24 protein-coding genes are annotated in these 26,508 nt (G+C 68.6%); 8 read left to right on the top strand and 16 right to left on the bottom strand.

Annotation, left to right across the window (positions count from 1 at the left end; genetic code table 11):
* Positions 1-11: 11 nt before the first annotated feature.
* A complete protein-coding gene (gene glpK / locus H7J89_RS10925) occupies positions 12-1,532 on the bottom strand; it encodes a glycerol kinase GlpK (RefSeq protein ID WP_264043323.1) in 1,521 nt (506 codons plus the stop codon).
* An 84-nt stretch (positions 1,533-1,616) separates the two neighbouring features.
* Here glpK and H7J89_RS10920 point away from each other — a divergent pair, with 84 nt between their 5' ends.
* Together H7J89_RS10920 and H7J89_RS10915 are read left to right on the top strand one after the other, a co-directional pair.
* The gene (locus H7J89_RS10920) at positions 1,617-3,089 is read left to right on the top strand and encodes a glutamate-cysteine ligase family protein (RefSeq protein WP_264043321.1); all 1,473 of its coding nucleotides are present in this window, start codon (positions 1,617-1,619) and stop codon (positions 3,087-3,089) included.
* 20 nt (positions 3,090-3,109) lie between these two features.
* A complete protein-coding gene (locus tag H7J89_RS10915; protein ID WP_264043319.1) occupies positions 3,110-3,790 on the top strand; it encodes a class I SAM-dependent methyltransferase in 681 nt (226 codons plus the stop codon).
* Here the strand turns inward: H7J89_RS10915 and egtE are convergent.
* The 9 genes from egtE to H7J89_RS10870 all read right to left on the bottom strand — a co-directional run bounded on the left by egtE (position 3,787) and on the right by H7J89_RS10870 (position 12,613).
* Positions 3,787-4,932 carry an ergothioneine biosynthesis PLP-dependent enzyme EgtE gene (gene egtE, locus H7J89_RS10910; RefSeq protein ID WP_264043317.1) on the bottom strand — a complete coding sequence of 382 codons (1,146 nt, stop codon included), beginning with the start codon at positions 4,930-4,932 and terminating at the stop codon, positions 3,787-3,789. The genes H7J89_RS10915 and egtE overlap by 4 nt on opposite strands.
* Complete coding sequence (gene egtD / locus H7J89_RS10905; protein WP_264043316.1) at positions 4,929-5,894, bottom strand: L-histidine N(alpha)-methyltransferase; 966 nt, start codon at positions 5,892-5,894, stop codon at positions 4,929-4,931. The genes egtE and egtD overlap by 4 nt, the downstream gene beginning before the upstream one ends.
* A complete protein-coding gene (gene egtC, locus H7J89_RS10900; protein WP_264043314.1) occupies positions 5,891-6,604 on the bottom strand; it encodes an ergothioneine biosynthesis protein EgtC in 714 nt (237 codons plus the stop codon). The genes egtD and egtC overlap by 4 nt, the downstream gene beginning before the upstream one ends.
* Positions 6,604-7,911, bottom strand: coding sequence for an ergothioneine biosynthesis protein EgtB (egtB, locus tag H7J89_RS10895; RefSeq protein WP_264043312.1), 1,308 nt, complete (start codon positions 7,909-7,911; stop codon positions 6,604-6,606). The genes egtC and egtB overlap by 1 nt, the downstream gene beginning before the upstream one ends.
* Positions 7,890-9,173 (bottom strand): ergothioneine biosynthesis glutamate--cysteine ligase EgtA, encoded by a 1,284-nt coding sequence (egtA, locus tag H7J89_RS10890; protein ID WP_264043310.1) that lies wholly within the window; start codon positions 9,171-9,173, stop codon positions 7,890-7,892. The genes egtB and egtA overlap by 22 nt, the downstream gene beginning before the upstream one ends.
* A gap of 164 nt (positions 9,174-9,337) precedes the next feature.
* Complete coding sequence (locus H7J89_RS10885; RefSeq protein WP_264043818.1) at positions 9,338-9,982, bottom strand: sensor domain-containing protein; 645 nt, start codon at positions 9,980-9,982, stop codon at positions 9,338-9,340.
* 39 nt (positions 9,983-10,021) lie between these two features.
* Positions 10,022-11,470 (bottom strand): catalase, encoded by a 1,449-nt coding sequence (locus H7J89_RS10880; RefSeq protein ID WP_264043308.1) that lies wholly within the window; start codon positions 11,468-11,470, stop codon positions 10,022-10,024.
* 120 nt (positions 11,471-11,590) lie between these two features.
* Positions 11,591-12,079, bottom strand: a complete 489-nt coding sequence (locus tag H7J89_RS10875) for a hypothetical protein (protein WP_264043305.1) — start codon at positions 12,077-12,079, stop codon at positions 11,591-11,593.
* A 156-nt stretch (positions 12,080-12,235) separates the two neighbouring features.
* Positions 12,236-12,613, bottom strand: a complete 378-nt coding sequence (locus H7J89_RS10870; RefSeq protein WP_264043303.1) for a hypothetical protein — start codon at positions 12,611-12,613, stop codon at positions 12,236-12,238.
* Between the two features lie 258 nt (positions 12,614-12,871).
* Between H7J89_RS10870 and H7J89_RS10865 the strand changes: the two genes are divergently transcribed.
* Entirely contained in the window at positions 12,872-14,377 is a 1,506-nt protein-coding gene (locus H7J89_RS10865; protein WP_264043301.1) for a sensor domain-containing protein, read from the top strand.
* 15 nt (positions 14,378-14,392) lie between these two features.
* Here H7J89_RS10865 and H7J89_RS10860 read toward each other — a convergent pair whose 3' ends face one another.
* The 4 genes from H7J89_RS10860 to H7J89_RS10845 form a co-directional block, all read right to left on the bottom strand.
* Complete coding sequence (locus H7J89_RS10860; RefSeq protein WP_264043299.1) at positions 14,393-16,093, bottom strand: NAD-binding protein; 1,701 nt, start codon at positions 16,091-16,093, stop codon at positions 14,393-14,395.
* A gap of 99 nt (positions 16,094-16,192) precedes the next feature.
* Positions 16,193-17,335, bottom strand: a complete 1,143-nt coding sequence (locus H7J89_RS10855; protein ID WP_264043297.1) for a DUF4185 domain-containing protein — start codon at positions 17,333-17,335, stop codon at positions 16,193-16,195.
* Positions 17,336-17,342: 7 nt separating this feature from the next.
* Complete coding sequence (locus tag H7J89_RS10850) at positions 17,343-18,389, bottom strand: aspartate-semialdehyde dehydrogenase (protein ID WP_264043295.1); 1,047 nt, start codon at positions 18,387-18,389, stop codon at positions 17,343-17,345.
* A complete protein-coding gene (locus H7J89_RS10845; protein WP_264043292.1) occupies positions 18,390-19,655 on the bottom strand; it encodes an aspartate kinase in 1,266 nt (421 codons plus the stop codon). It abuts the gene before it with no gap.
* 229 nt (positions 19,656-19,884) lie between these two features.
* Between H7J89_RS10845 and leuA the strand changes: the two genes are divergently transcribed.
* Positions 19,885-21,726: a 2-isopropylmalate synthase gene (gene leuA, locus H7J89_RS10840; RefSeq protein ID WP_264043291.1), complete on the top strand. Its 1,842-nt coding sequence runs from the start codon at positions 19,885-19,887 to the stop codon at positions 21,724-21,726.
* 275 nt (positions 21,727-22,001) lie between these two features.
* Here the strand turns inward: leuA and H7J89_RS10835 are convergent, their stop codons facing one another.
* Positions 22,002-22,157 (bottom strand): DUF6131 family protein, encoded by a 156-nt coding sequence (locus tag H7J89_RS10835; RefSeq protein WP_197503757.1) that lies wholly within the window; start codon positions 22,155-22,157, stop codon positions 22,002-22,004.
* A 119-nt stretch (positions 22,158-22,276) separates the two neighbouring features.
* Here H7J89_RS10835 and H7J89_RS10830 point away from each other — a divergent pair, with 119 nt between their 5' ends.
* Complete coding sequence (locus H7J89_RS10830; RefSeq protein ID WP_264043288.1) at positions 22,277-22,951, top strand: LuxR C-terminal-related transcriptional regulator; 675 nt, start codon at positions 22,277-22,279, stop codon at positions 22,949-22,951.
* A 6-nt stretch (positions 22,952-22,957) separates the two neighbouring features.
* Here H7J89_RS10830 and H7J89_RS10825 read toward each other — a convergent pair whose 3' ends face one another.
* Positions 22,958-23,950, bottom strand: a complete 993-nt coding sequence (locus H7J89_RS10825; RefSeq protein WP_264043286.1) for a DEDDh family exonuclease — start codon at positions 23,948-23,950, stop codon at positions 22,958-22,960.
* A 189-nt stretch (positions 23,951-24,139) separates the two neighbouring features.
* Between H7J89_RS10825 and H7J89_RS10820 the strand changes: the two genes are divergently transcribed.
* Genes H7J89_RS10820 through H7J89_RS10810 form a run of 3 tightly spaced genes read left to right on the top strand, consistent with a single transcriptional unit; the run spans position 24,140 to position 26,508 of the window.
* Positions 24,140-25,369: a Mur ligase family protein gene (locus H7J89_RS10820; protein ID WP_264043284.1), complete on the top strand. Its 1,230-nt coding sequence runs from the start codon at positions 24,140-24,142 to the stop codon at positions 25,367-25,369.
* Positions 25,362-26,069 carry a type 1 glutamine amidotransferase gene (locus H7J89_RS10815; protein WP_264043282.1) on the top strand — a complete coding sequence of 236 codons (708 nt, stop codon included), beginning with the start codon at positions 25,362-25,364 and terminating at the stop codon, positions 26,067-26,069. Before H7J89_RS10820 ends, H7J89_RS10815 begins: the two co-directional genes overlap by 8 nt.
* A 1-nt stretch (position 26,070) precedes the next feature.
* Complete coding sequence (locus H7J89_RS10810; RefSeq protein WP_264043280.1) at positions 26,071-26,508, top strand: hypothetical protein; 438 nt, start codon at positions 26,071-26,073, stop codon at positions 26,506-26,508.

Here is a 26,508-nt window from a genome sequence, read left to right as displayed (position 1 = left end):
CGGACCCTGGATCAAGTCACGTCGACCCAGTCCAGGGTCCGCTGCACGGCCTTACGCCAACCCGCGTACCCGGCGGCGCGCTGCTCGTCGGTCCAGGCCGGCGTCCAGCGCTTGTCCTCGTGCCAGTTGGCCCGCAGGTCGGACGGATCGGCCCAAAACCCCACCGCCAAACCCGCCGCGTAGGCGGCGCCCAGCGCGGTCGTCTCGGCGACCACGGGACGCACCACGTCGACGCCGAGCACATCGGCCTGAATCTGCATGCACAGGTCATTGCCGGTGACGCCGCCGTCGACCTTCAACACCTCAAGGCGCACACCGGAATCCGCTGCCATCGCGTCCACCACGTCGCGGCTCTGATAGCAGATCGCCTCCAGCGTCGCGCGGGCCAGGTGCGCGTTGGTGTTGAACCGCGACAGCCCCACGATCGCGCCGCGGGCGTCGGATCGCCAATAGGGCGCGAAAAGCCCGGAAAACGCGGGGACGAAATAGACTCCGCCGTTGTCGGCAACCTGGCGCGCCAACGCCTCGCTTTGCGCCGCGCCACTGATGATGCCCAACTGGTCGCGCAGCCACTGCACCGCAGCGCCGGTGACCGCGATCGAACCCTCAAGGGCGTAAACGGGTTTCGCGTCGCCGAACTGGTAACAGACGGTGGTCAGCAGGCCGTTTTTCGACCGCACGATCGTCTCGCCGGTGTTGAGCAGCAGGAAGTTCCCGGTGCCGTAGGTGTTCTTCGCCTCGCCCTCCGACAGACACACCTGGCCGACCATCGCCGCGTGCTGGTCACCGAGAACCCCCGTGACCGGCACCTCGCCGCCGATCGGCCCGGCCTGCGCCGAGACGCCATACGGTTGCGGCGACGACGACGGCGCGATCGCCGGAAGCATCGCACGCGGGATGGCGAAGAACGACAACAGCTCGTCGTCCCAGTCGAGCGTCTCGAGGTCCATCAGCATGGTCCGGCTGGCATTGGTCACGTCGGTGACGTGCACGCCGCCGCGCGGACCTCCGGTCAGGTTCCACAACACCCAGCTGTCCGGGGTGCCGAACAGCGCGTCACCGCTCTCGGCCGCCTCGCGCACCCCGTCGACGTTCTCCAGGATCCACTGCAGCTTGCCGCCCGAGAAATACGTCGCCGGTGGCAGGCCCGCCTTTCGGCGAATCACGTCGCCGCGGCCGTCTCGTTCCAGCGCCGACGCGATCCGGTCGGTGCGGGTGTCCTGCCAGACGATCGCGTTGTAGTACGGCCGCCCGGTGCGCCGGTTCCACACCAGCGTGGTTTCGCGTTGGTTCGTTATACCAAGCGCGGCAATGTGGTTGGCGGTCAAGTTGGCACGGTTGAGCACCGACAACAACACCGACGAAGTGCGCTCCCAGATTTCGACCGGGTCGTGTTCCACCCAGCCGGCGCGGGGCAGGATTTGTTCGTGCTCGAGTTGATGGCGGGCCACTTCGGCCCCGTCATGATCGAAGATCATGCAGCGAGTGCTGGTGGTTCCCTGATCGATGGCGGCGACGAACTCAGCGGACACGTCAGGAGTCCATCATGTCCGGGTGAACTCGACAAGCGGCCGCGTAGCTTGCGTTACCGCCGGTAACCCTGTTCCATCGGCGGTGTGGGCGAAGAGGTCAAGCGCACCACGTACACCAGCGCACATCGGCGGGAATACGGGCGCAAGCTCCAGGTGTGCCTGGACGTGTTCGCGGCGATGCTGGAACAGTCGCGCTTTGACTCGGCCAAGCCGCTGACGGGCATGGAGATCGAGTGCAACCTCGTCGACGCCGACTACCAGCCCGCGATGTCGAATCGCGACGTGCTAAACGCCATCGGGGATCCGGCGTTCCAGCCGGAATTGGGCGCCTACAACATCGAATTCAACGTGCCACCCCACGCCCTGCCCGGCCGCACCGCGCTCGACCTGGAAGGCGAGGTGCGGGCCAGTCTGAACGACGCCGAGATCAAGGCCGGCGTGGGCGGCGCGCACATCGTGATGATCGGCATCCTGCCCACGCTGATGCCCGAGCATCTGACCACCGGCTGGATGAGCGACTCGAGGCGGTACGCGGCGCTCAACGACTCGATCTTCACCGCCCGCGGCGAGGACATCCCGATCAACATCTCCGGCCCCGAGCCGCTGAGCTGGCAGGCCGTGTCGATTGCGCCCGAATCCGCTTGCACCAGCATCCAATTGCACCTGCAGGTGGCTCCGGAAACGTTCGCCGCCAACTGGAACGCGGCCCAGGTGGTGGCGGGCCCGCAGCTGGCGCTGGGCGCCAACTCGCCGTACTTCTTCGGCCACCAGTTGTGGGCCGAGACCCGCATCGAGCTGTTCACCCAGTCCACCGACACCCGGCCCGAGGAGCTCAAGTCCCAGGGCGTGCGGCCGCGGGTGTGGTTCGGCGAACGGTGGATCAGCTCGGTGCTCGACTTGTATCAAGAGAACATCCGCTACTTCCCGTCCCTGCTGCCCGAGGTGTCCGACGAGGATCCGACCGCCGAGCTGGCCGCCGGGCGCGCACCGAAACTGTCCGAGCTGCGGCTGCACAGCGGCACCGTGTACCGGTGGAACCGGCCGGTGTATGACGTCGTCGACGGGCGCCCACACCTGCGGCTGGAGAACCGGGTGCTGCCGGCCGGGCCGACCGTCGTGGACATGCTGGCCAATTCGGCCTTCTTCTACGGCGTGCTGCGGAGCCTGTCCGAGGACGACCATCCCGTGTGGTCCCGCATGGAATTCGCTGCGGCACAAGGGAATTTCCTGGCGGCGGCGCGACACGGCATCGACGCCCGGCTGCATTGGCCGGGTCTGGGTGACGTGGCCGCGACCGCGTTGGTGCTGGACAGGTTGCTGCCGATCGCCGACGAGGGACTGCGCCGGTGGGGGATGGACGCCGAGGTGCGGGACCGCTTTCTCGGCGTCATCGAGGGCCGCGCCAGGTCGGGACGCAACGGTGCCAGCTGGCAGGTATCCACCGTCCGCGCTCTGGAAGATGGCGGAATGACCAGGCCGGCCGCGCTGGCCGAGATGCTGCGCCGGTACTGCGAGCACATGCACGCCAATGAGCCGGTGCACACCTGGGAGTCCTGACCGCGGGTACGTTGAAAACCATGACGGGCGATCACGTTATGGACTGGGACAGCGCATACCGCGAACGAGCGCACTTCGCGGGTCCGCCGCCGTGGAACATCGGTGAGCCGCAACCCGAACTGGCCGCACTGGTCGCAGCCGGGAAATTCCGCAGCGACGTGCTCGACGCCGGCTGCGGGGTCGCCGAACTGTCGTTGGCGCTGGCAGCCCAGGGCTACACGGTTGTCGGTGTCGACCTCACGCCGACGGCCGTCGCGGCGGCCACCAAGGCGGCTGAGGATCGCGGCTTGACCACGGCCAGCTTCGTGCAGGCCGACATCACGTCGTTGAGTGGTTATGACGGGCGGTTCTCCACCGTCGTCGATTCCACGCTGTTTCACTCACTGCCGGTCGAGGGCCGCGACGGCTACCTGAGCTCCATCCACCGCGCGGCGGCGCCGGGGGCCACCCTGTTCGTGCTGGTGTTCGCCAAGGGCGCCTTCCCCGCCGCGATGGAACCGAAGCCCAACGAGGTCGACGAGGACGAACTGCGCGCCGCGGTGAGCAAGTACTGGGAGATCGACGAGATCCGGCCGGCGTTCATCCTGTCGAACGCCGTCGATGTTTCTAACGCGCCCTTCGAATTTCCGCCGCACGACCGCGATGAGAGGGGCCGGATGAAGATGCCGGCCTACCTGCTGACGGCGCACAAAGCGGGCTAGGACGTCGCCGCCGTCGCGGCGATCAGCGCCTCGGCGAGGGTCTGCAGATCCTCGGCCGTGGTGTCCACGTGCGGCGAGACGCGCAGCACCGGACCGGCCAGCCGCAGGGGAGCCCGCTGCACGCCGACGAAAGTGGTCAGGATCCGCCGCTCGGCGAGCAGCCACGCCCGCACCACTTGGGGATCGGCGCCGTCGACCGGGGCCAGGGTGGTGATGGCGCTGAGCTCGTCGACCTCCTCGACCACCGCCCAGCCGGCTACGTCGGCCAGCACCCGGCGGCTGGTGCCGCCCAACTCGACCAGCCGCGCGCGCACTGCCTGTGGCCCGTACGCCAAGTGCTCCCCCAGCGCCAGCGAAAATCCAACGCGCGCAGCGATATTGGCTTCACCGAATTCGAGCTGCTGGGCGACCGTGAACGAGCCCGCGAGCCAGTCCGGCGGCGCCAGTCGCGGACGCAAGCCCTCCATCAGCTCACGTCGCACCGCGAGCGCGCCGACACCGCGCGGCCCCGCGATCCACTTGCGCGACGACGCGTACGTCACGTCGGCGCCGACCGCGCAGTCCACCTGGCCCAGCGCCTGGGCGGCGTCGACGACGAGCGGCAGCCTCAACTCGCGGCAGAGCTGCGCGATCATCGACAGCGGTTGCACCACACCGCTGTGGCTGCCGACCGCGGTGAGGTGGACCAGATCGGGCGGGTCGGCCTCGAGCGCCAGCGCCGCGTCGTCGAGCGCGAGCCGGCCATCCTCGAGCGTCGGCAGCAGTTGACGGTCGAAACCGTGGGCGGCGAAGAGCGCCAAATTGGGGCCGTATTCACCGGGCAGGCACGCCACCATGCGGCGGTCGGCAGGCCAGCCGCCGAGCAGCAGATCCAGCGCGTTCAGGGAGCCGGTGGTGAACACCACCTCGGCGTCGGGCATGCCGGCCAGCGCGGCGAACGCGACCCGCCCGGCGTCCAGCGCGGGTGCGGCCGCCTCGGCCGCAACATAGCCGCCGATTTCGGACTCGTTGCGCGCGTGCAGGGCGGCGGCCTCGATCACCGCAAGGCTCTGCCGCGAACACGCCGCGCTGTCCAGGTGCAGCCCGGCCACGGGCGGGCGTGCCGCCCGCCAGCGGTCCGCAAGCGAAGCGCCGGCCGTCACTTCACGGCCAGCGACAATCCGAAATCACCCGCGGCGTCCGTCCAGAACCGGGTGCGGCGCAGCCCCACGCGGGCCAATTCGGCGCTCACCCCCTCCGGGCGGAACTTGCACGACACCTCGGTGAGCATCTCCTCGTCGGCCGCGAAATCGACGGTCAGGTCGAGCGCGTCGACGCGGACCCGCTGCGGACGGCTGGCGCGCAACCACATTTCGATCCGTTCCTCCTCGGCGTTCCAGCGCGCCACGTGCTGGAAGGCCTCGACGTCGAAATCGGCGTCGAGTTGCCGGTTGATCACCGCCAGCACATTGCGATTGAAGGCCGCCGTCACCCCGGCCGAATCGTCGTAGGCGCGCACCAGCCGGCCGGTGTCCTTGATCAGGTCCGTGCCCAGCAGCAGGCTGTCGCCCGGACGCATCTGGGCGGACAGGCTCGACAGGAACGCCGTGCGCGGTCCGGGTGTCAGGTTGCCGATAGTCGACCCCAGGAACACGAACAGGCGCCGCCCGCCGGTTGGGATCTCGGTCAGGTGTTCCTCGAAATCGCCGCAGACGGCGTTGATTTCGACGCCGGTGTACTCCTGCTGGATCGCCGCCGCGGCCGTCGACAGTATGCCGGCGTCGACGTCGAACGGGACGAATCTGCGCAGCGATCCGCGTTCACGCAGCGCGTCGAGCAGCAGCCGGGTCTTCTCCGACGTCCCGCTGCCCAACTCCACCAGGGTGTCGGCCTCGCTGGCCGCCGCCACCTCGGCCGACCGCGCGCGCAGGATCTCGGCCTCCGCGCGGGTCGGATAATACTCGGGCAACCGGGTGATCTGATCGAATAGGTGACTGCCCAGCGAATCGTAGAACCACTTGGGCGGCAATGACTTCGGCGTCTGCTGTAGGCCGTTGAAGACATCCCGGCGCAACGCCTGATCCGCAGAGTCGGCGGCCAGGTGATTGGACAAAGTCAGCGTCATCGATAGCCTTCCGAGTGATCCAGCGGGGTCAGTGCGACGCCCGTCGCGGTGACCTCGACGAGGTGGCGGTCCGGCACGTCCTCCCAGCCGGGGTCGTTGTCGTAGGGCTCGCTGGCCAGCACAACGCCGTCGGCGCGGCGCAGGATGGACAACGTGTCGCCCCAGGTGGTGGCGAGCAGACGAGAACCGTTGGCCGCCAATATGTTCAGCCGGGCGTCCGGGTCGGCCGCCGCGATCTCGGTGATGGTGTCGCCGAGCGCGTCGAGGCCCCGCTCAAAGATTGCAGACGCGAGTAAAGCACTGTCGCAGACGGATTCGGCCTGCGAGCTCATGGGCAACACGGCGCGGTCCACCACGCCGTTGTGCGACAACATCCATTGACCGTCGGTGAACGGCGCCGTCGCGCTGACATCGATCGGCATGCCGGCCGTGGCGGAGCGTACCGCGGCAACCACGCATCGGCTACGCAGCGCCGGTGCGACGGAGTCGAACGACGTGTCGCCCCACAGCGGCGCCTGGCTCCGCCAGCGGCGCGGCACTTGGCCTCCCGAAGAGTCGTCGAAAAACCCGACACCCCAACCGTCGGCGTTGAGCAGGCCGTGCTTCTGCCGGCGCGGGGCGTACGACTGCACCCGCAGGCCGTACAGCGGGTCCAGCACCAGGGAGGAGACTGTGACGCCGGCCCCGAGCCAGCCGAGGTGACGGCACATCAGCTGAAATCCTCGACGTCCCAAGCCAACCGGACGCCGGAGAAGATCTGGCGCCGGATCGGGTGGTCCCAGTTGCGGAAGCTCGGCCGCATGATGGCGGACTCCACGGCCCACGAGCCGCCACGCAGCACCCGGTAGTCGCCGTCAAAGAAGGGCTGCGAGTAGCGCTCGTAGATCATCGGAACGAATCCCGGCCAGGGCCGCAGCGGCGACGCGGTCCACTCCCACACGTCGCCGAGCATCTGTTCCGCCCCGTACGCCGAGGCGCCGGCGGGGTAGGCCCCGACGGGTGCCGGGCGCAACGACGTTCCGCCCAGGTTGGCGAGGACATCGGAGGGCGGCTGCGCTCCCCACGGGTAGCGGCGGCGGCTGTCGGTGGCCGGATCCCACGCGCAGGCCTTCTCCCATTCCACCTCGGTGGGCAGCCGCGCGCCGGCCCAGGCCGCGTAGGCCTCGGCCTCGAAGTAGCAAACGTGCTGCACCGGTTCGTCGGCGGGGATGTCTTCGATGTGGCCGAACCGGGTGCGCGTTCGTGCGTCGGGGCTCCAGAACTGTGGCGCGGTCAGGTCCGCGCGCTGGCGATGCTCCCAACCGCGCTCGGACCACCAGCGCGGCTGCAGGTAGCCGCCGTCTTCCAGGAACTGCCGCCATTCGCCGTTGGTGACCGGTACCCGGCCGATCCGGAACGCGGGCACCTCGACGACGTGGGCGGGACGCTCGTTGTCCAACGAATACGGTTCGCTCGCGGCGTCCACGCCCAGCACGAACGGGCCGGCGGGCACCAGCACGGAGGTGCCGGCCAGCCCGGGCCGACCGCCCGGCAACGCCGCCCGGTCCCGCAGCAGCGGAGCGCCGGTGCGCAGGTTCAGCGCCTGCAGCATGGTTTCGTCGTGCTGGTTTTCGTGGCTGATCACCAACGCGAACGCGAAATCGTCACTCTCCTCCGGCAGGGCATCGAGGGCGTCGAGAGCGGCGGACCGCACCGTGCGGCAATACGCCCGCGCGCGGTCCGGCGACAGCAGCGGCAACTCGACCCGGCTCGCGCGGGAGTGAACGAAGGCGTCGTAGAGGCCCTCGACCGCCGGCGGCAACATGCCGGGCCGGCCGGGGTCACCGCCGCGCAGCAGCCAGAACTCCTCCTGCTGACCGATGTGCGCCAGGTCCCACACCAGTGGGCTCATCAGGGGGTCGTACTGCCGGTACAGCTCGGCGTCGTCGAACTCGACCAGCCGCAACGTCCGCGTCCGCGCCCGCGCCAAATCCTCGGCAAGACTTGCCCGGAAAATCACAGCCCCCCTTGCGAGCATCGCGCCGCCTCGGCGACCGTGGCCGCGATGCCCTGTTCAATCACCTGGTCGGAGAAGTCGTCGCCGGGACATCGGCCCCGCTCGACGGCGTCGACCAGCCGCTGCATCGAATCACCGAGTTCGGGCGGGGCCAACTGAGCGGCGACGGCCACGCACCTGTTGGCCGCGGCGTACAGCCGCCGGTCACGCAGTCCCGCCTGGGCCGCCGTGTCCCAGGCGGTGGCCACCGGCTCGACCGCCTCGGCCGCGGTGTCCGCCGCGACCGGGTCGTCGAGCAGGGCCACCAGAGTGAACACGATCGCCGGCCAGAAGTCGTCCGGCACGCTGTCGAGATAGCGGATTTCCAGCCACTGCCTCGGGCGCACCGGCGGGAACAGCGTGGTCAGGTGGTATTCCAGGTCGGTGAGGGTGGGGCGGCGACCGCCGAGCAGCACCCGGCCGTCCACCCAGTCGGCGAATGGCACCCAATGCGTGACCGCCGTTGCGTCCGGGGCGTGCACCAGCATCACCGGCGCCTTGAGCGCGTAGCGCGCCCAGTCGGTGCCCGGGTCGTCGCCGCTGGCGCCCAGGATGGGTCCGCACCGCGCCGAGTCCATCTGGCCCCACACCCACTGCCGGGTGGAGGCCCACCCGGTGAACTCGCCGCGCAGCATCGGGGAGTTCGCCGCCATCGCGATCATGGTGGGCCCGAGTGCGTGCGCCAGCCGCACCCGATCCGCCCAGCCGGCCCGCGGCCCCGCGTCCAGGTTGACCTGAATGGACGCGGTGGACGTCATCATCGCCGCGCCCGCCTCACCCGAGCGGCTGGACGCGAAGAACTGCTCCATGGCGCGGTAACGCGCACCCGGGTTGATGCGCTTGGGCGGCCGCAGCGGATCCGCCCCGAGGAACACCAGGCCCAGCCCGGCATCGGCGAACGCCGACCGCAGCACGGCCTGGTCGCGCCGCATCGCGTCGATGGCGGCCGCCACCCCTTCGGCCGGCGGGCCGGACAACTCCACCGCGCCGCCGGGTTCCACCGTGACCCGGCTGCCGCCCGGCGGCTCGGCCAGCGGGCCCAGAATGTCGGCGATTTCCTGCCAACCGGGCCGGCGATGCGGGTCGGTCGGGTCGTGGCAGTGGGCCTCCAGTTCCAGACCCACCCGCCCCAGCTTGGCGTCCACCAGGCAACCGTCTGCGATGTAGCGCGCGGCGGTCTTGGAATCGACCATCTCGGGACTGGCCAGCTCGGAGCCGGCGGTAGTGATAGCGGCAAACGTCATATCACTATCCCTTCGGGCCTGAGCAAGCTCGAACACGCGCCTGCGGACCGCTTCCCGGCACAGCCGACGGAACGGTAACCGCCACTACTTCATCTAACAGATGGCTCCGACATATTCCCGTTCGCGCTGAATCTCAAGCATCCCGCCCGGCCCCGAAACCCGGCTCACTGACCGAGCGCGTTCTGCATCGCGCCGGCCAGCACGTTGACCGCCGGCCCGGCGTTGCCAGACTGGCAGACCTTGGCCTGCAGCAACACGTTTTCGCGCAGCCTGGTTTGATTGAAACACCGCCGATCGGTGCCGGCCTCCTGCTTGGTCCAGTTCGCGTCGGCGGCGCCGGGTGGCCCGCCATCGAACGACCACACCTGTGTGATGCCGTTGTCCAGGTGCATCGCGGTGGTCTGGCCCGAGCAGCCAACCGTCCGGTCCACCACGCGGTGGAACGCGCGGTCGGCGGCCTCGTTGGTGGCAAACACCCCGACGGCCTGCTTGACGAAGTGGGTCTGGTCGCTGGCCGACGTCTGGGTGACGGCGCCGTTGAACGACGCCAGGTCCGGGTCCCCGTACACCTCGGGCAATCCGATGTCGGCCCAGTTGTTGCACGCCGGAACGTCCACCCAGTCGCCCTGCACCGGTTGGGTGAACACCGACTCCCAGCCCATGGGGCCCCCCACGATGTTGCCGACCGACCCTTTTCCCAGGACCGCGTAGTTCGCCACCCCGGGTTCCGACGGGTGCGCGGCCGCAACCGGAAGTGCGCCCGCGCACATCACCAGGCCGATGGTGATCGCGACGGCGCGGACCCGCATGGTCATTCCAGCGATCATGCCAGGCAGGTGGCCGCGAGGTCAGCCCCCGTTGCCCCGGACGCCCTCTTCGACCTTCTTGCCGAGCTCGGGGTCGACGTTGCGCCAGTATTCGAACACCCGCGACAGCACCGGCTCCTTCACGCCCTTGGAGACGTGCCCAATGATGTTGTGCGCCAGCCGGTCACGAGCATCGTCGTCGAGGACGTCGCGGACCATGGTGCCGGCCTGTCCCCAGTCGTCGTCCTCGGCGTGCAGCGTGTAGGCGGCGCGGACCATGTCGCCGTCGGCGTGCCAGCGCACCTCGGCTGCGCGGGCCGGGTCGGCGTGCGGGCCGCCGTAGGAGTTGGGCGCATACACGGGGTCGGAGACGTTCTTCATCCGCATCGCACCGTCCTTGGAATAGCTGTTCACCTCGACCTTCGGCGTGTTGACGGGGATCTGCCGATAGTTGGTCCCCAGCCTGGCGCGGTGCGCGTCGGAGTAGGAGAACCCGCGGGCCTGCAGCATCTTGTCGGGACTCAGCCCGGTGCCGGGCACGGTGTTGTTCGGCTCGAAGGCCGCCTGCTCGATCTCGGTGTGGTAGTCGGTGACGTTGCGGTTCAGCGTCATCTTGCCGACGTCGATCAGCGGGTAGTCGCCGTGCGGCCACACCTTGGTCAGGTCGAACGGGTTGAACCGGTAGTTGCGTGCCTCCTCGTAGGGCATGATCTGCATCTTCAGCGTCCAGCTCGGGTGATCCCCGCGCTCGATCGCCTCGTAGAGGTCGCGCTGGTGGTAGTCGCCGTCCTCGCCGGCCAGCCGGTCGGCGTCCTCCTGGGTCAGGAAGTCGACGCCCTGGTCGGTTTTGAAGTGGTATTTCACCCAGAAGATTTCGCCGGCGGCGTTGATCCAGCTGTAGGTGTGGCTGCTGTAGCCGTTCATGTGCCGCCACGTCTTGGGGATGCCGCGATCGCCCATCAGCCAGGTGACCTGATGCGCGGACTCCGGCGAGAGCGTCCAGAAGTCCCACTGCATGTTGTGGTCACGCAGGTTCGTAGCCTGCATGCGCTTTTGCGACCGAATGAAGTGCTGGAACTTCAGCGGGTCGCGCATGAAGAAGACCGGCGTGTTGTTGCCGACCAAGTCGAAATTGCCTTCGCTGGTGTAGAACTTCAGCGCGAAGCCACGCGGGTCGCGCCAGGTGTCTGGGCTGCCGCGCTCGCCGGCGACAGTGGAGAACCGGGCGAGCATGTCCGTCTTGGTGCCGGGCTGGAACACCGCGGCCCGGGTGTATTTGCTGACGTCGTTGGTGACCTCGAAGGTGCCGAAGGCGCCGCCGCCCTTCGCGTGCGGCTGACGCTCCGGGATGCGCTCCCGGTTGAACTGGGCCATCTGCTCGATCAGGTAGTGGTCCTGCAGCAGAATCGGGCCGTCGGGACCGATGGTCAACGACTGGTCGTCGCTGGGCGCAGCGATGCCGGCGTCATTGGTGGTGAAACGCTCCGTCATGTCGCTATCTCCTCGTTTGCTGGGCTGACTCCAGGCTCTGGCGACGAAAATTCCTGCGCGCCAATAACTATGCTCCTGTTCTGGACCAAGTCCAAGAAAAACCTCGGCTTGGGCCAACCACTACGGACGCGGCGCCGGCGGGTTGGGTGTGGCGCTGGCGGGCGGCGGGCCGCCGGGACCGCTCAGGCCCGGTCCGCCGGCCGGGCCCCCGGGCCCGCCCGGACCGCCGGGGGGCATGGGCACGATCAACCCCGGCCCGCCAACACCCCACGGGCCGCCTGCGGGTCCGGGCGGACCGGACCCCCACGGTCCGGGGCCGTATCCCGGTCCCCACGGCCCGTTGCCCGGCCCGGGGCCACCCGGGCCTCCGCCAGGTTTGAACATCTGGCCGTGGTGGTGCTGGCAGTGGTGGTAATGCCCGAAGACGAAGGCACCGGCGAAGAACACGGTGGAGATGATGAAGACGATCCCGGCGACGATGATCACCCACGCCGCGGCCGTATAGAGCCGCGGCGGCTTCACCCGCTCCGGGGCGTGCGGTGGCGGTGGAGGTGCAGCTGCGGGGGCGGGCGTCGGCGGGGTCGGCGACGGTTCGGGTGTCTCGCTCATTCCTGAATCATGCCCAGCGTCGCGACGGGCATAACAGGTTCGTCCCACAAACTTGCTGTGAATCGAGATTCGGCGGTTAGTTGCCGGTGAGGAAACGACACGCAGCCCGGTGCTCTGGCGAGCACCGGGCTGCTGCTTGGTCAGGAACGGGTTGGACTACGGCGTCCGGGTCGGGGCGACCGACGACGGGATCTGGCTGGGCCCGGGGGCGCCGGGGGTCGCCGACGCGGGTCCGCCCTGCTGGACGCCGGCGGGCCCACCCTGCTGGGCACCCGGGCCACCCGGACCGCCCATGCGGTGCGGATGCATCCACGCCGCGTGGTGCTTGTGGTGGTGGTGATGACCGCCGTGGTGTCCCAGCGCCATTCCGGTGAAGAAGATGACGGAGACGATGAACACTATTCCGGCGACAATGGCGACCCATGCCGCGGCGATGAAGACCCTCGGGGTCTTGTACAGCGCGGCTGCGGTTGCAGGTGCCGGGGCGGTTGCGGTGGAGGTCCGCGCGGTGGGGGTTTCAGATGTTTCACTCATGAGACAAATGATGAAGGTGTTAACACCAGTCGCGGCTATGCATCACTTAAGTAGCAGCTGTGAGATGAACAGGCATCTTGCCTGGTAGAAGGGTCAGCTTGCTCCAACGCAATTGCAGGCGACACCGAACGCATCGGTTCGCGGCCTCCCAATCAGCCACCTGCTCCACCACCGAAGATTTACGCTGCCTGAAACGCCTCAACAGTGACGCAGCCGCCCGCAGACCGACAAACCGCCGACCCTGTATCAGGAGAAAGCATGACGCTATTTGTCAGTCACTCCAGCCAGGACAAGGCGGCGATCCAGAATCTCCTGAAGGCGTTGCGGGACGCGCGTCAGCCCGTGTGGGTGGACGAGACGTTGGGCGGCGGTGACACATGGTGGCGCACCATCCTCGAGCAAATCCGGGGCTGCGACGTCTTCGTCTTTGCGCTGTCGAACAACTCGATGGCGTCGAAACCCTGCCAAGCCGAGTTGCGCTACGCCGAGGCGCTGCGCCGTCCGATCCTTCCCGTCCAGGTGGGCCCGGTCGATTCCATGCGGCTCACTCCGCTGGCGGAGACGCAGGTCATCGACTACCGAAATCCGACCGTGGACAGCGGTATTCAGCTGATCGAAGCGGTGCATGAGCTGAAGGAAAAGCTTGAGCCGCTGCCGTCACCTCTGCCCGAGGAACCGCCGGTGCCCTTCGCCTACCTGATGCGGCTGGGCACCACCCTTTCCGACCCGGAGCTCAGCGCCCGCCAGCAGGCCGAGTTGGTGTCGGAGCTGAAGGCGGGGCTGCACGAGGACGGGGCCGATCCGGCTGCGCGCCGCGACATCGCCCGATTGCTGGCCAAGCTGCGCGACCGTCCCGATGTCACCTATCAGGCGCGAAACAGCATCGACGCGCTGCTGAAGTCGGTCGACGAGGAACCTGCAACCGCGGCCGCGCCCGCTACGACGCCAAGCGCGCCCGCGGAACCCGAATCGGGAGCGGTCCCGGCGGAGGGCTCCGACGCCGCGCCGCCGCACGCTCCCAAGATCGGCAAGAGTCACCGGCCGCGCGCCAGGTGGCTCGTCGCCGGCGGCGCGGGTTTGGCCGTTCTGATCGCGATCATCGTCGCCGCGGTGCTGCTCCTTAGGCCGAAGCCGGCTCCCGCCCCCCTGTCCCTGGACTCCATCCTGCTGAACGACGCGGAGATCAACTCCATCACGGGAACCTCCAATATGGCGAAAACCCCGGACAACCAAGGCACGACGTTCAAGGACGTCAGCAAGGCGGTTGACGTGTCGCCACGGTGGTGCATGGGTGTGCTCTACCCCGGTGCGGACCTGACGTATGAAGACAGCGGCGAAAAGCAGCTCGACTGGGCGGCGTTGGAGGACTCGGGTGGCTGGGTGCGGGCAGGCGAGGGCAATCATCACTTCGTCGACCAAGCCGTGGCTGCCTTTTCGAGCAGAGATCAAGCCCTGGACTTCGTGAGGCGCTCGGCCAATGAGTGGGCGGCTTGCGACGGGAAGACGGTGACCGCGACCTACCTCGACAACGGCCGCGCTTACACGTGGATCGTGGAGAACCTCACCGGGCACGCCCCGCAGATCACGCAGATGTACAGACAACAGGGTGGCGGTCCCAGCTACGCGTGCCAGCGGGTGTTGCAGTCGGCGTCCGCTTATGTGATCGACGTCAAGGTGTGCGGAGACCACATCACCGATCAGGCCAGCGTGATCGCCGGGAAAATGGCCGTCAAGGTGCCGAAGTCCGCGGGACCGAAGTTCTGAGGGTTGCGGCCGTTCTCACTTCCGCTGTGTGCGGATCACCTGCAGACCGGCCGAGGCGAGAAGGGCGGGGATCTCCCGCACAAACACGCGGTCGTAGTCGGCGACGTCGTCGGGCAGGTCGGAGAAGGGCACCAGATACGGGGTCTTCTTGTTTTCGATGTCCTTCTCACCCAGGGACCATCCGTCGGCGAGGCGCTCGGCCATCCAGCGGTCGTGCTCGCCGACCGCGAGCGTGTCGACCTCATCGGTGCTGAACACGAATTCCGAAGCGTCCCAGTCACGCAAGGGCGCAAGGTCACAACCGATGCTTCGCAGCTTGACCCCAATGTGGCGCGCCTGCGAGCGGCTGGAATCTTTGCGTGATTCGTCGAGCTCTGACCACGGCGGCGCAGGCTTGCCGGACGCGAGTTGTTCGGCGCACCAGCGACGGTGGATGGCATGGGCGATGGCCTCATACGAACCGCCGCGGGTGAGTTCGACCGTGCAGGTTCGTTCGAGAGTCGGGAAGACGTCGATGTCGGGTCCGCCGGCGCTGCCGGCCTCGTCGAGGAGGCGGGCAACCCCGCGCGACCGGGCCAGCGCGACGACCAACGGGACGGCCGCATCGAGTTCATGCCTCAACTGCAATGCCAGCTCAACGGATTGCTCGTCGTTGTCGGCGGTCACGTAGGCGCGGGCCAGTGGTGGCGCTCCCGCATCGGCGTGGTAGGCGCGCAGCCGGTGGATGTTGCTGACGGCCGCGGGCAGCGTGATGAAGCTGCAGACCTGCTCGAGGGCGGGATAGTGGCCGAGGAGCAACTGCACCCGGCGGTCGGCCTGGCTGTCGACGACGGTGACCACCAGCGCCGCAGTGTCGTCGCGGCGGTGGTCATACCAATCCCGGGCCGCGTGGTACACGACCCAGGCGCCCAGCGCATCGAGGCCGGCGATGAGGATGTGCGGGCGATCGCGCTCGGTGTCGACGGGAAACTCGTCGAGCAGCAACCGCGCGCCGATCTCGTCGGTGTTGAAGAAGTCCAGCGCCGACGCCGCATCGGCGCGCTCGGCCTCCCGGATCCTGAGCAGCGCGCACAGCTCCGGGTCTCCGATCTGGGCCAGACAGGTCAGCACATTGCCGGAACGACCACCCGCAAGCAGGCTGGCAACGGCGACGATCTCGGTGTTGACCGCGTCGTTCGGACACAGCGCGAGCAGCCGCGATGCGCGGCGGACACCAGCCGCCTGCAGGGTTCGTTCCTGCTGCGCATCGCCGACGATCACCGGCACACCCCAGCCGTGGCACAGCTGCATGTTCGGATTCGCCGCGTCCGAGTCGATGACAACCACCCGATCCCCGGCCTCGCGGAGGTGGTGCAGAAACGCGCTGCCCACATCTCCGAGCCCGCAGACGACCACGTGGCCGGTCATCAGCGGTATCCGCATCTGCTGCACCCGGTCGCGGAACAGCGACGCCAAGCCACTGAGCCCCGCGAAGCCGGCGACGAGCGGGGCCAGGAAGCGGGCGATATCCAGCGTGACGGGCAGGTGATCGTCGACCGGGGTCGACGCCGTGAACAGCTTGAAGCTCCAGAAGACGATGTCGCTCGGTTCAGGATGATGCTTCCACAACTGCCAGAACCCGATATTGCCCAGAACGAGCGCCGCGACGCCCACCCCGGCGAGCACGTGCCAGCGATAGTCGGCCAATAACAATGCGAACGACCGCAGAGAAGTCATCACAGAGCGCCGAGCGCCGCGACTGCCGTTCACGCCAATATCGTTTCACCGCTGGTCAGCGATGTCTGGCATATCGCCGCGGCGGGAGGCGACTTCTCGCTACTCCGGCTTGAACGGGTTGACGGCGAACTGGATCACCCGATACGGGGCGGCCACGCGCGCGCGAGTGTCCCACTGGCTGACGAAGATTCGCAGCTCGTCGAGCGTGGAGCCGGGCGAGATGTATCCGCCGTACGGTTGCGCGAGCCGGTTGTCGTAGGGCGGCGGCAGACTTTCCGCCGGCTCCGGCCACTCGTCGTGCTGCACCACCGTGGTCACCGGCGCGTCGCCCAGCACCGTCGGATCGTCGGCCACGCGGACCTCCATGTTGCCGGTGACCGCGTTGAAGTACGACAGCACGGCCTTCCCGTCGATTTGCCGCACGCACATCTCGCCCACCGCGTCCGGCCACAGCGGGGTGGGGGGCTTGCCCCAGCCGCCGTTGGGTCCCCCCGCCCAGCCCTGCCAACGGGACCGGTCGGTAAACGTTTGCGGCGTGGCCCGATACAGCACGACGGGATCCCTGCGGGTGAAGCTGTCGGCCACGATGTACACCCAGCCGGTGGGCGAGTCCGGCGTCGGGATCGGGTCGTAGTAGCCGCTGATCTGTGTCTGCGAGCCGCCCTGGTACGACGCGGGTCGGCGCGACCCGGCGATGGTCTGCCAGCCCGCCCGCGCGGGCTCGGCCGTGACGAGCCGGGAGCTCTGCGGCTCCAGGTTCTTCGTCGTCGTCACCATCATGTAGTTGCGCCGATTGACCTGCACGACGCCCGCGGGCAGCTGCGAGGTATCCGGCGGGGCGGGATCGGCCAGCAGCGGTTTGCTGACCCCCGTCACACCGGTGTAGCGCACGCCGGCGGGGTCGTCGACGGAAGCGGTGTCCACGTGCAGCGCCACCGGCGCGTACCAGCCACCGAAACCGACGCCTTGGCCGGCGAAGCTGTCGCCGCAGACCTGCAGCAGTTCGGTGGGGAACTCGACGAACTCACAGAGGTCGGTCGCGCCGATGCCGTAGTCGCCGGTCGGGGTGCCGGTGCCGGCCGTGGGGCCGATCCGCAGCACCTGGCCGGGCGCCAGCGGCTGCACGATTGGTTCGGGAACCGGCGCGGGCGGGTCGGCGTGCGCCACCCAAAACCATTGCGGGACAAACAGAATCAGAGCAAGCGAGCACCGTGCGACCAGTCGGGTGTGGGCGGTGCTCACCCGCCTATTACAGCTGGGCGGCCAGCAGCTCGGCAATCTGGATGGTGTTCAGCGCGGCGCCCTTGCGCAAGTTGTCTCCCGAAACGAACAGGGCGAGGCCCCGCCCGTCGGGGACACCCGGGTCCTGCCGGATGCGACCGACCAGCGATTCGTCGACGCCCGCGGCCGCCAACGGGGTCGGCACGTCGACGACCTTGACGCCGGGCGCGCCGTCGAGCAGCGCCCGGGCACGCTCGGGTGACAGCGGCCGGGCGAACTCGGCGTTGATCGACAATGAGTGCCCCGTGAAGACCGGCACCCGCACGCAGGTCCCGCTGACCGCCAGGTCGGGAATGCCGAGGATCTTGCGGCTCTCGTGCCGAAGCTTCTGGTCTTCGTCGGTCTCCCCGGAGCCGTCGTCGACCAGGGACCCGGCCAACGGCACCACGTTGAAGGCGATCGGTGCGACGTAGGTCTTGGGCGCCGGAAACTCGACCGCGGAGCCGTCGTGCACCAACTGCTCGGCGTCGTCGATGACCGCGCGCGCCTGCGTCGCCAGCTCCTCGACGCCGACCAGCCCGCTGCCCGACACCGCCTGATAGCTCGAGACCACCAGGCGGGTCAGCCCGGCCTCGTCGTGCAGCACCTTGAGCACCGGCATCGCGGCCATCGTGGTGCAGTTCGGATTGGCGATGATGCCTTTGGGTCTGCGGTGCGCGTCCCGCTCGAAGTTCACCTCGGACACCACCAGCGGCACGTCGGGGTCCTTGCGCCACGCCGACGAGTTGTCGATCACCGTCACCCCGGCAGCGGCGAACCGCGGCGCCTGCACCAGCGACATCGTCTTGCCGGCGGAGAACAGCGCGATGTCCAGCCCGGTCGGGTCGGCGGTCGCGGCGTCCTCGACCTCGATCTCCTGGCCGCGAAATTCCAGCTTGCGCCCCTGTGAGCGGGACGAGGCGAAAAACCGCACCGACCCCCCAGCGTTCGACGCCGGGAAGTCCCGCTCGTCGAGCAACCTGCGCATCACCTGGCCCACCTGGCCGGTGGCGCCTACCACCCCAATCGCAACCATCTATCTACCCGTTCCCGCATACACCGTCGCCGACTCGTCGCCGCCGAGCCCGAACGCTTCGTGCAACGCCACGACGGCCTTATCTAGTTCGGTGTCGCGGCACAGCACCGAGATGCGGATCTCGGAGGTGGAGATCAGCTCGATGTTGACGCCCACCTCCGCCAGGGCCTCACAGAAGGTCGCGGTGACGCCGGGGTGGCTGCGCATGCCCGCGCCGATCAGCGACACCTTGCCGATGTGGTCGTCGTAGAGCAGTGAAGTGAAGCCGATCTCGTCCTTGAGCGCGTCCAGCTTGGCCACCGCCGTCGGCCCGCTGTCCCGCGAGCAGGTGAAGGTGATGTCGGTCTTGCCGTCTTCGACCTTGGAGACGTTCTGCAACACCATGTCGATGTTCACGTCGGCGTCCGCGACGGCCCGGAACACCCGGGACGCATACCCGGGGATATCGGGGATGCCGACGATGGTCACCTTGGCCTCGCTGCGATCGTGCGCGACTCCGGTCAGGATGGGGTCTTCCATGGCTATGTCCTTGATCGATCCGACGACGACGGTGCCTGGCTTGTCCGAATACGACGAGCGGACGTGCACCGGAATGTTGTAGCGGCGGGCGTATTCCACACAGCGCAGCATCAGCACCTTCGCGCCGCAGGCCGCCATTTCGAGCATCTCCTCGAAGGTCACCTTGTCCAGCCGGCGCGCGTTGTGCACGATGCGCGGGTCGGCGGTGAAGATGCCGTCCACGTCGGTGTAGATCTCGCAGACATCCGCGTGCAGCGCGGCGGCCAGGGCCACCGCGGTGGTGTCCGAGCCGCCGCGGCCCAGCGTCGTGACGTCGCGGGTGTCCTGGCTGACGCCCTGGAACCCCGCGACCAGCACGATGCGCCCCTCATCGAGCGCGGCTTGCAGCCGCCCCGGGGTGACCTCGATGATCTTCGCGTTGCCGTGGGTGCCGGTGGTGATGACGCCGGCCTGCGAACCGGTGAACGAGCGCGCCTGCGCTCCCAGGGACTCGATCGCCATGGCCACCAGCGCGTTGGAGATGCGCTCGCCGGCGGTCAGCAACATGTCGAGCTCGCGCGGCGGTGGGGCCGGGCACACCTGCTGGGCCAGGTCCATCAGGTCGTCGGTGGTGTCGCCCATGGCCGAGACCACCACGACGACGTCGTTCCCCTGCTTCTTGGTCGCGACGATGCGCTCGGCGACACGACGGATCCGATCGGCGTCGGCCACCGAGGATCCGCCGTACTTTTGCACGACGAGCGCCACTACTTTTCCGCCCTTCCGGCACGTTTTAAACCCACAACAGAATACGTGGCTGCGCATAACGGTTTACGCAGCGTTGCTAAGCACCACAGCCTGCGGTTTTGAGCGAGTTTTAGCGCAATTTTCTCCGTGACGCCAATCGCGGTAGAGTTCTCCTCGTGCAGCGGGTGCTCCTCCTCGGACGCCGCGACGGGGTCTGATCCAGACCGGCTTCCCGTCGCGGGTGTTCGCGATGCGCCGGTCTGAGGTTCCTTCTGACACCCCCGGAGCAACTACCGTGACTTCCAATCCCGACGCCTATACGTCAACACGTTCGATCGTCAAACCCGCGGGCCCGCCGGGACCCGGCCAGCCCGCATGGAACCCCCAGCGCGGTTCGGCGATGCGGGTCAACCGGTACCGGTCCTTCGCCGAGGAAGTCGAGCCGATCCGGCTTCCCGACCGCACCTGGCCCGACCGAGTCGTCGACCGCGCCCCGCTGTGGTGCGCGGTGGACCTGCGCGACGGCAATCAGGCGCTGATCGACCCGATGAGCCCCACCCGCAAGCGCCGCATGTTCGATCTGCTGGTCCGCATGGGTTACAAGGAGATCGAGGTCGGCTTCCCGTCGGCCAGTCAAACCGACTTCGACTTCGTTCGCGAGATCATCACCGACGGCGCCATTCCCGACGACGTCACCATTCAGGTGCTGACCCAGTGCCGCCCCGAACTCATCGAGCGCACGTTCCTGGCCTGCGAGGGCGCGCCGCGGGCCATCGTGCACTTCTACAACTCGACGTCAATCCTGCAGCGCCGCGTGGTTTTTCGCGCCGACCGGGCCGCTGTGCAGGCCATCGCCACCGACGGCGCGCGCAAGTGCGTCGAGGAGGCGGCCAAATACCCTGGTACACAATGGCGTTTCGAATACTCGCCGGAGTCCTACACCGGAACCGAGCTGGAGTACGCGAGGCAGGTGTGTGACGCCGTCGGCGAGATCATCGCGCCGACGCCGGACAACCCGATCATCTTCAACCTGCCGGCCACGGTGGAGATGGCCACTCCCAACGTCTACGCCGACTCGATCGAGTGGATGAGCCGCAACCTGGCCAACCGGGAATCCGTCATCCTGAGCCTGCACCCACACAACGATCGCGGAACAGCCGTCGCCGCAGCCGAATTGGGCTTCGCCGCCGGTGCCGACCGGATCGAGGGCTGCCTGTTCGGCAACGGCGAGCGCACCGGCAACGTGTGCCTGGTGACGCTGGGGCTGAACCTGTTCTCCCGCGGCGTGGACCCCCAGATCGATTTCTCCAACATCGACGAGATCCGTCGCACGGTGGAGTACTGCAACCAGCTGCCGGTGCCCGAGCGTCACCCCTACGGCGGGGACCTGGTCTACACCGCGTTCTCCGGCAGCCATCAGGACGCGATCAACAAGGGCCTGGATCAGATGAAGATCGATGCGGACGCCGCGGACGCCGACGTCGAGGACATGCTCTGGCAGGTGCCGTACCTGCCGATCGACCCCAAGGACGTCGGTCGCACCTACGAGGCGGTGATCCGGGTCAACTCGCAGTCCGGCAAGGGCGGCGTGGCCTACATCATGAAGTCCGACCACGGCCTGGCGCTGCCGCGGCGGCTGCAGATCGAATTCTCCCAGGCAATCCAGAAGATCACCGAAGGTGAGGGCGGCGAGGTCTCCCCGAAGGAAATGTGGGACGCGTTCTACGAGGAGTACCTGGCGCCGGTGTGGCCGCTGGAGCGGATGAAGCAGCGCGTCGAGGCGTCGGAGGAAGACAGCGGCACCACCACGATCGCCGCGACCGTAAAGGTCAACGGGACCGAGACTGAGATCAGCGGCGCCGGCAACGGCCCCCTGGCGGCGTTCGTGCACGCGCTGGGCGGCGTGGGATTCGACGTCGCGGTCCTCGACTATTCCGAGCACGCGATGAGCGCCGGTGACGACGCGCAGGCCGCCGCGTACGTGGAGGCGTCGGTCAACGGCCGCACGGTGTGGGGCGTCGGCATCGCGCCGTCGATCACCACCGCGTCGCTGCGCGCCGTCGTGTCGGCGGTCAACCGCGCGTCGCGCTAGGGCCGATCGCAAGCGCGGCGCTGACGCCGGGCGCCGCGGGTCGCCCCAAAACGCTAGGGCCGATCGCAAGCGCGGCGCTGACGCCGGGCGCCGCGGGTCGGCCCCAAAACGCTAGGGCCGATCGCAAGCGCGGCGCTGACGCCGGGCGCCGCGGGTCGCGCCCCAAAGCGCTAGGCGGGCCCCGCCGCCACAGCGCTGTGGCGGAAGGGCCCGTCGATGGCCTCGCGTGTCGCCGCCGCCCCAAGGGTCGCGAAGCCGGCTAACGCTTGCGCCGTTCAGAAATAGTGTCGGCGGCCGGCGACGGGGCGTCCGACGTTGCCCAGGACCGCGAGGATCGCGCCGATGACCAACAGGATGATCCCGATCGTCCACAGGATCGAGATCTTGAGCAGAAATCCTGCGACCAGCAGGACGATGCCGAGAATGATCATGATGAGTCTTCCCCTCCGGATGCGTGACTACCTCGTGCGGCCGGTTGCCCGGCACCGACTTCAGTCGACCACCCCTAAGGGGGGTACCAATACACCCCTAGGTAGGTAATCTTCCCGCCATGACGCGACCGTCACGCGCCAGCGCGCCGATCACCGTCGCGCTCGTCGACGACTACGACATCGTCGTGAAGGGCGTCGCCAACATGTTGGACCCCTACCGGGACCGCGTCGTCATAGCGGAACTGGACTCCACCATGCCCGTCGACGACGTCGTCGACATCGTGCTCTACGACTCATTCGCCCAACCCGAATCCGATCAAGAGGAGATCGGAGTTTTGACGGCGAACCCCCGAGCACACCGGGTTGTCGTCTACACCTGGAACTTTCACCCCGACCTCGTCGAGAGCGCACGGCGCCATGGCGCTCACGGATATCTGTCCAAGACCCTGCCGGCCCGCGAACTGGTCGCCGCTTTGGAGGCGGTGCATTCGGGCGAGGTGGTCATCAGCCCGGTGACCGGGCGGCCGCGCAGCGCGCCCGGGCTGGACTGGCCCGGCCGTAACGAAGGGCTCAGCGACCGGGAAGCGGAGATCCTGGCGCTGATCACCCAGGGTAAGAGCAATGCCGACGTGGCACGGTTGACCTACCTGAGCCCCAACACGGTGAAGTCGTACATCCGCACGATCTATCGCAAAATCGGCGTGGGCAGTCGGACTCAGGCCGTGCTGTGGGGCGTAGATCACGGGTTCACACCTGACCATCACCGCATCGAGCACTGGCGCGGTGGGCCCTGACCGAGCTCAGAACAGCGCGAGCTGCTGGTCGACCGCGGTGGTGTCGGTGAATTCCTCCATGCTGGTGCCCCCGACGACCGCGCGGATGGAATCCATGAATTGCGTGTCGGAGATCACCGGGATGCCCAGCTGGCGGGCCAGGTAGCCCTTGCCCTGGTCCGGGGCCGGGTCGTTGCAGATCACTAGCGACGTCTCCCCGTCGACGGTGTCGCTGTAGGCCAGTCCGACGTGCAGGATCCGCTCGACGAGTTCCTCGTGGGTGCGGCCGACCTCGGCCGCCAGGGCCACCCGCATGCCCTGCACCAGCGGCCGGCCGGTCACGTAATGGCCGGGGTTGAGATACGGGCAGGGCATCCGCGAGGCCAGCACCTTCAACGGGCGCAGCTCGTCGTGGGTGACGCGCCCGTTCGGCCATCGCCGCCGCGTCACCGGATGCACCGGTAGCCAGATGTCGCGCTCGCGCGCCCGCTTCAGCGCCGACGCCAGCACACCGGTCAAGACCATCGCGTCGTCGAAGGCGTCGTGCGGCCGTTCCTGGGTCACGCCCCAGTGCGCCGCGAGGGTCTCCAGCCGCAGGTTGTCGATGCCGAGGTTCAACCGCCGGGCCAGCTCGACGGTGCACATGACGGACTCGATGGGCAGTTCGGCCTCGGCGAGTTCGGCCTCGGCGGCCAGGAAGGAGTAGTCGAAAGCGACGTTGTGGGCCACCAGCGTGCGGCCGTCCAACACCTTGACCACGTCGTCGACGACGTCGGCGAACTGCGGTTGGTCTTCCAGCATGGCGGGGGTCAGGCCGTGCACGTGGGTGGGACCGGGATCGACCCCGGGGTTGAGCAGGCTGACCACCGATTGCTCGACGCGCCCGTCGTCGTCGAGGCCCAGCACCGCCAGGCTGATGACCCGTGCCTGACCCGGGCGAAAGCCCGAGGTCTCGACATCGATGACAGCCCAGCCCCCGTCCGGCTCGCTGGCCGGTCGCCCCCAGGACACCCGGTTCATGAGTTGAGGATGGCACGTCCGACCGACATCGCCTGGTCGTCGCGCATCGTGTCGGCCGCTGAATTCGATGAGGGCGACCCGCAGCGCCCGGCGCTCTGCGCCGCGCTTGCGGTCGCCCTTATTCGATGAGGGCGACCCGCAGCGCCCGGCGCTCTGCGCCGCGCTTGCGGTCGCCCTTAAACTGCGCGGGTGATCACCACCCGTGCGCGCCTGGCCCTCGCCGCGGGAGCGAGCGCGCGCTGGGCTTCGCGGGTGACCGGACGCGGGGCCGGCGCCATGATCGGCGGGCTGATCGCGATGACCCTGGACCGCTCGGTCCTCCGTCAGCTGGCGGCCGGCCGGCGCACCGTCGTCGTCACCGGGACCAACGGCAAGTCGACCACCACCCGGATGACCGCCGCCGCGCTGGGCACGCTGGGTTCGGTGGCCACCAATGCCGAGGGCGCCAACATGGACGCCGGCCTGGTGGCCGCGCTGGCCGCGCACCGCGAGGCGCCGCTGGCGGCCCTGGAAGTCGACGAGATGCACGTGCCGCACGTGTCGGACGCCGTGGATCCCGCCGTCGTCGTGCTGCTCAACCTGTCGCGCGACCAGCTGGACCGGGTCGGCGAGATCAACGTCATCGAACGCACCCTGCGCGCCGGGCTGGCCCGGCACCCGAACGCCGTTGTCGTCGCCAACTGCGACGACGTGTTGATGACGTCGGCGGCCTACGACAGCCCGAACGTGGCGTGGGTGGCAGCGGGGGGCTCATGGGCGAACGACTCGGTCAGCTGCCCGCGCAGCGGCGAGGTCATCGTGCGCGAGAAGGGCCACTGGTATTCCACCGGCGCCGACTTCAAACGGCCCAGCCCGCAGTGGTGGTTCGACGACGAGACACTGTACGGGCCCGACGGACTGGCGCTGCCGATGCGGTTGGCGCTGCCGGGGGCGGTCAATCGCGGCAACGCCGCCCAGGCCGTGGCCGCCGCGGTCGCTCTGGGCGCGGATCCTTCGAAGGCGGTGGCGGCCGTGTCGGGCGTCGACGAGGTCGCCGGCCGCTACCGGACCGTCCGCGTCGGCGATCACGAGGCGCGAATCCTGCTGGCCAAGAACCCGGCCGGCTGGCAGGAGGCGCTGTCCATGGTGGACAAGCTGGCGGCCGGGGTGGTCATCGCGGTCAATGGGCAGGTGCCCGACGGCGAAGACCTGTCCTGGCTGTGGGACGTGCGCTTCGAGCATTTCGAGCACACCGCCGTGGTGGCCGCCGGGGAACGCGGCACCGACCTCGCGGTGCGCCTGGGCTACGCCGGCGTCGACCACACGCTGGTGCACGACACCGTGGCGGCCATCGCGTCCTGCCCGCCGGGGCGGGTCGAGGTCGTCGCCAACTACACCGCGTTCCTCCAGCTGCAACGGGCGTTGGCGCGCCATGGCTGACTCGACCGTGCGGATCGGGCTGGTGCTGCCCGACGTGATGGGCACCTACGGCGACGGCGGCAACGCGCTGGTGCTGCGCCAGCGGCTGCGACTGCGGGGCATCGCCGCGGAGATCGTCGAGATCACGCTCGCGGACCCGGTGCCGGACTCGCTGGACCTCTACACCCTGGGCGGCGCCGAGGATTACGCGCAGCGGCTGGCCACCAGGCACCTGATCAAGCATCCCGGGCTGCAGCGGGCCGCGGAACGGGGAGCGCCCGTGCTGGCGATCTGCGCCGCCGTCCAGGTGCTGGGGCGCTGGTATGAGACGTCGGCGGGGGAACGGGTCGACGGCGTGGGCCTGCTCGACGCGACCACCTCACCGCAGGACGCCCGCACCATCGGCGAACTGATCACCAAGCCGCTGCTGCCCGGGCTGACCCACCGGCTCACCGGTTTCGAGAACCATCGGGGCGGCACCGTCCTGGGCCCCGCCGCGTCGCCGCTGGGCGCGGTGGTCAAGGGCGCCGGCAACCGGGCGGGCGACGGCTTCGACGGCGCGGTGCAGGGCAGCGTCGTGGCCACCTATATGCACGGGCCGTGCCTGGCCCGCAATCCCGAGCTGGCCGACCTGCTGCTGGGCAAGGTCGTGGGTGAGCTGGCACCGCTTGACCTGCCCGAGGTGGACTTGCTGCGCCGGGAACGGTTAGGGGCGCGCTGACGTGCGGAATGACATCGCGAGAAGCGGCCGGCCGGGGTTGGCGGGCGGCGGCGCCCTGCTGGTCGCGGCCGCATTGATTACGCCGGTGCCGGCGCACGCCACCCCGGAGGTGCCGAGCGGTCGTTACACCGTGCTCTATACCGACAGCGACAAGTCGACCACGTGGCTTTTCGCCCCGTGCGGGTCGGACTGCACGCTGGCGACCTCGCAGGACGGCGGGACGTTCGTCATCAGCTGGGAGTTCGACCTCGCGAACGGACGCTGGACCCACAGCGGCGCGACGCAGGCGCCGTGCGCGAACGGAACATCGGTCCCGGCGACCGTCGACTACAGCTTCGACGCCGTGTCGCTTGCCGGTGAGGGCCGGACGACCACATCCGACGGGTGTGGCGGTCCAGGCTCGACGGTCACGCGGCCGTTCCGATTGACCAAAGCCTGA

It is taken from the genome of Mycobacterium paraffinicum, assembly GCF_025822865.1.
GTDB lineage: Bacteria > Actinomycetota > Actinomycetes > Mycobacteriales > Mycobacteriaceae > Mycobacterium > Mycobacterium paraffinicum.
The sequence above is the reverse complement of the archived record's forward strand: the minus strand, read 5'-3'. Positions and strand labels throughout refer to the sequence as shown.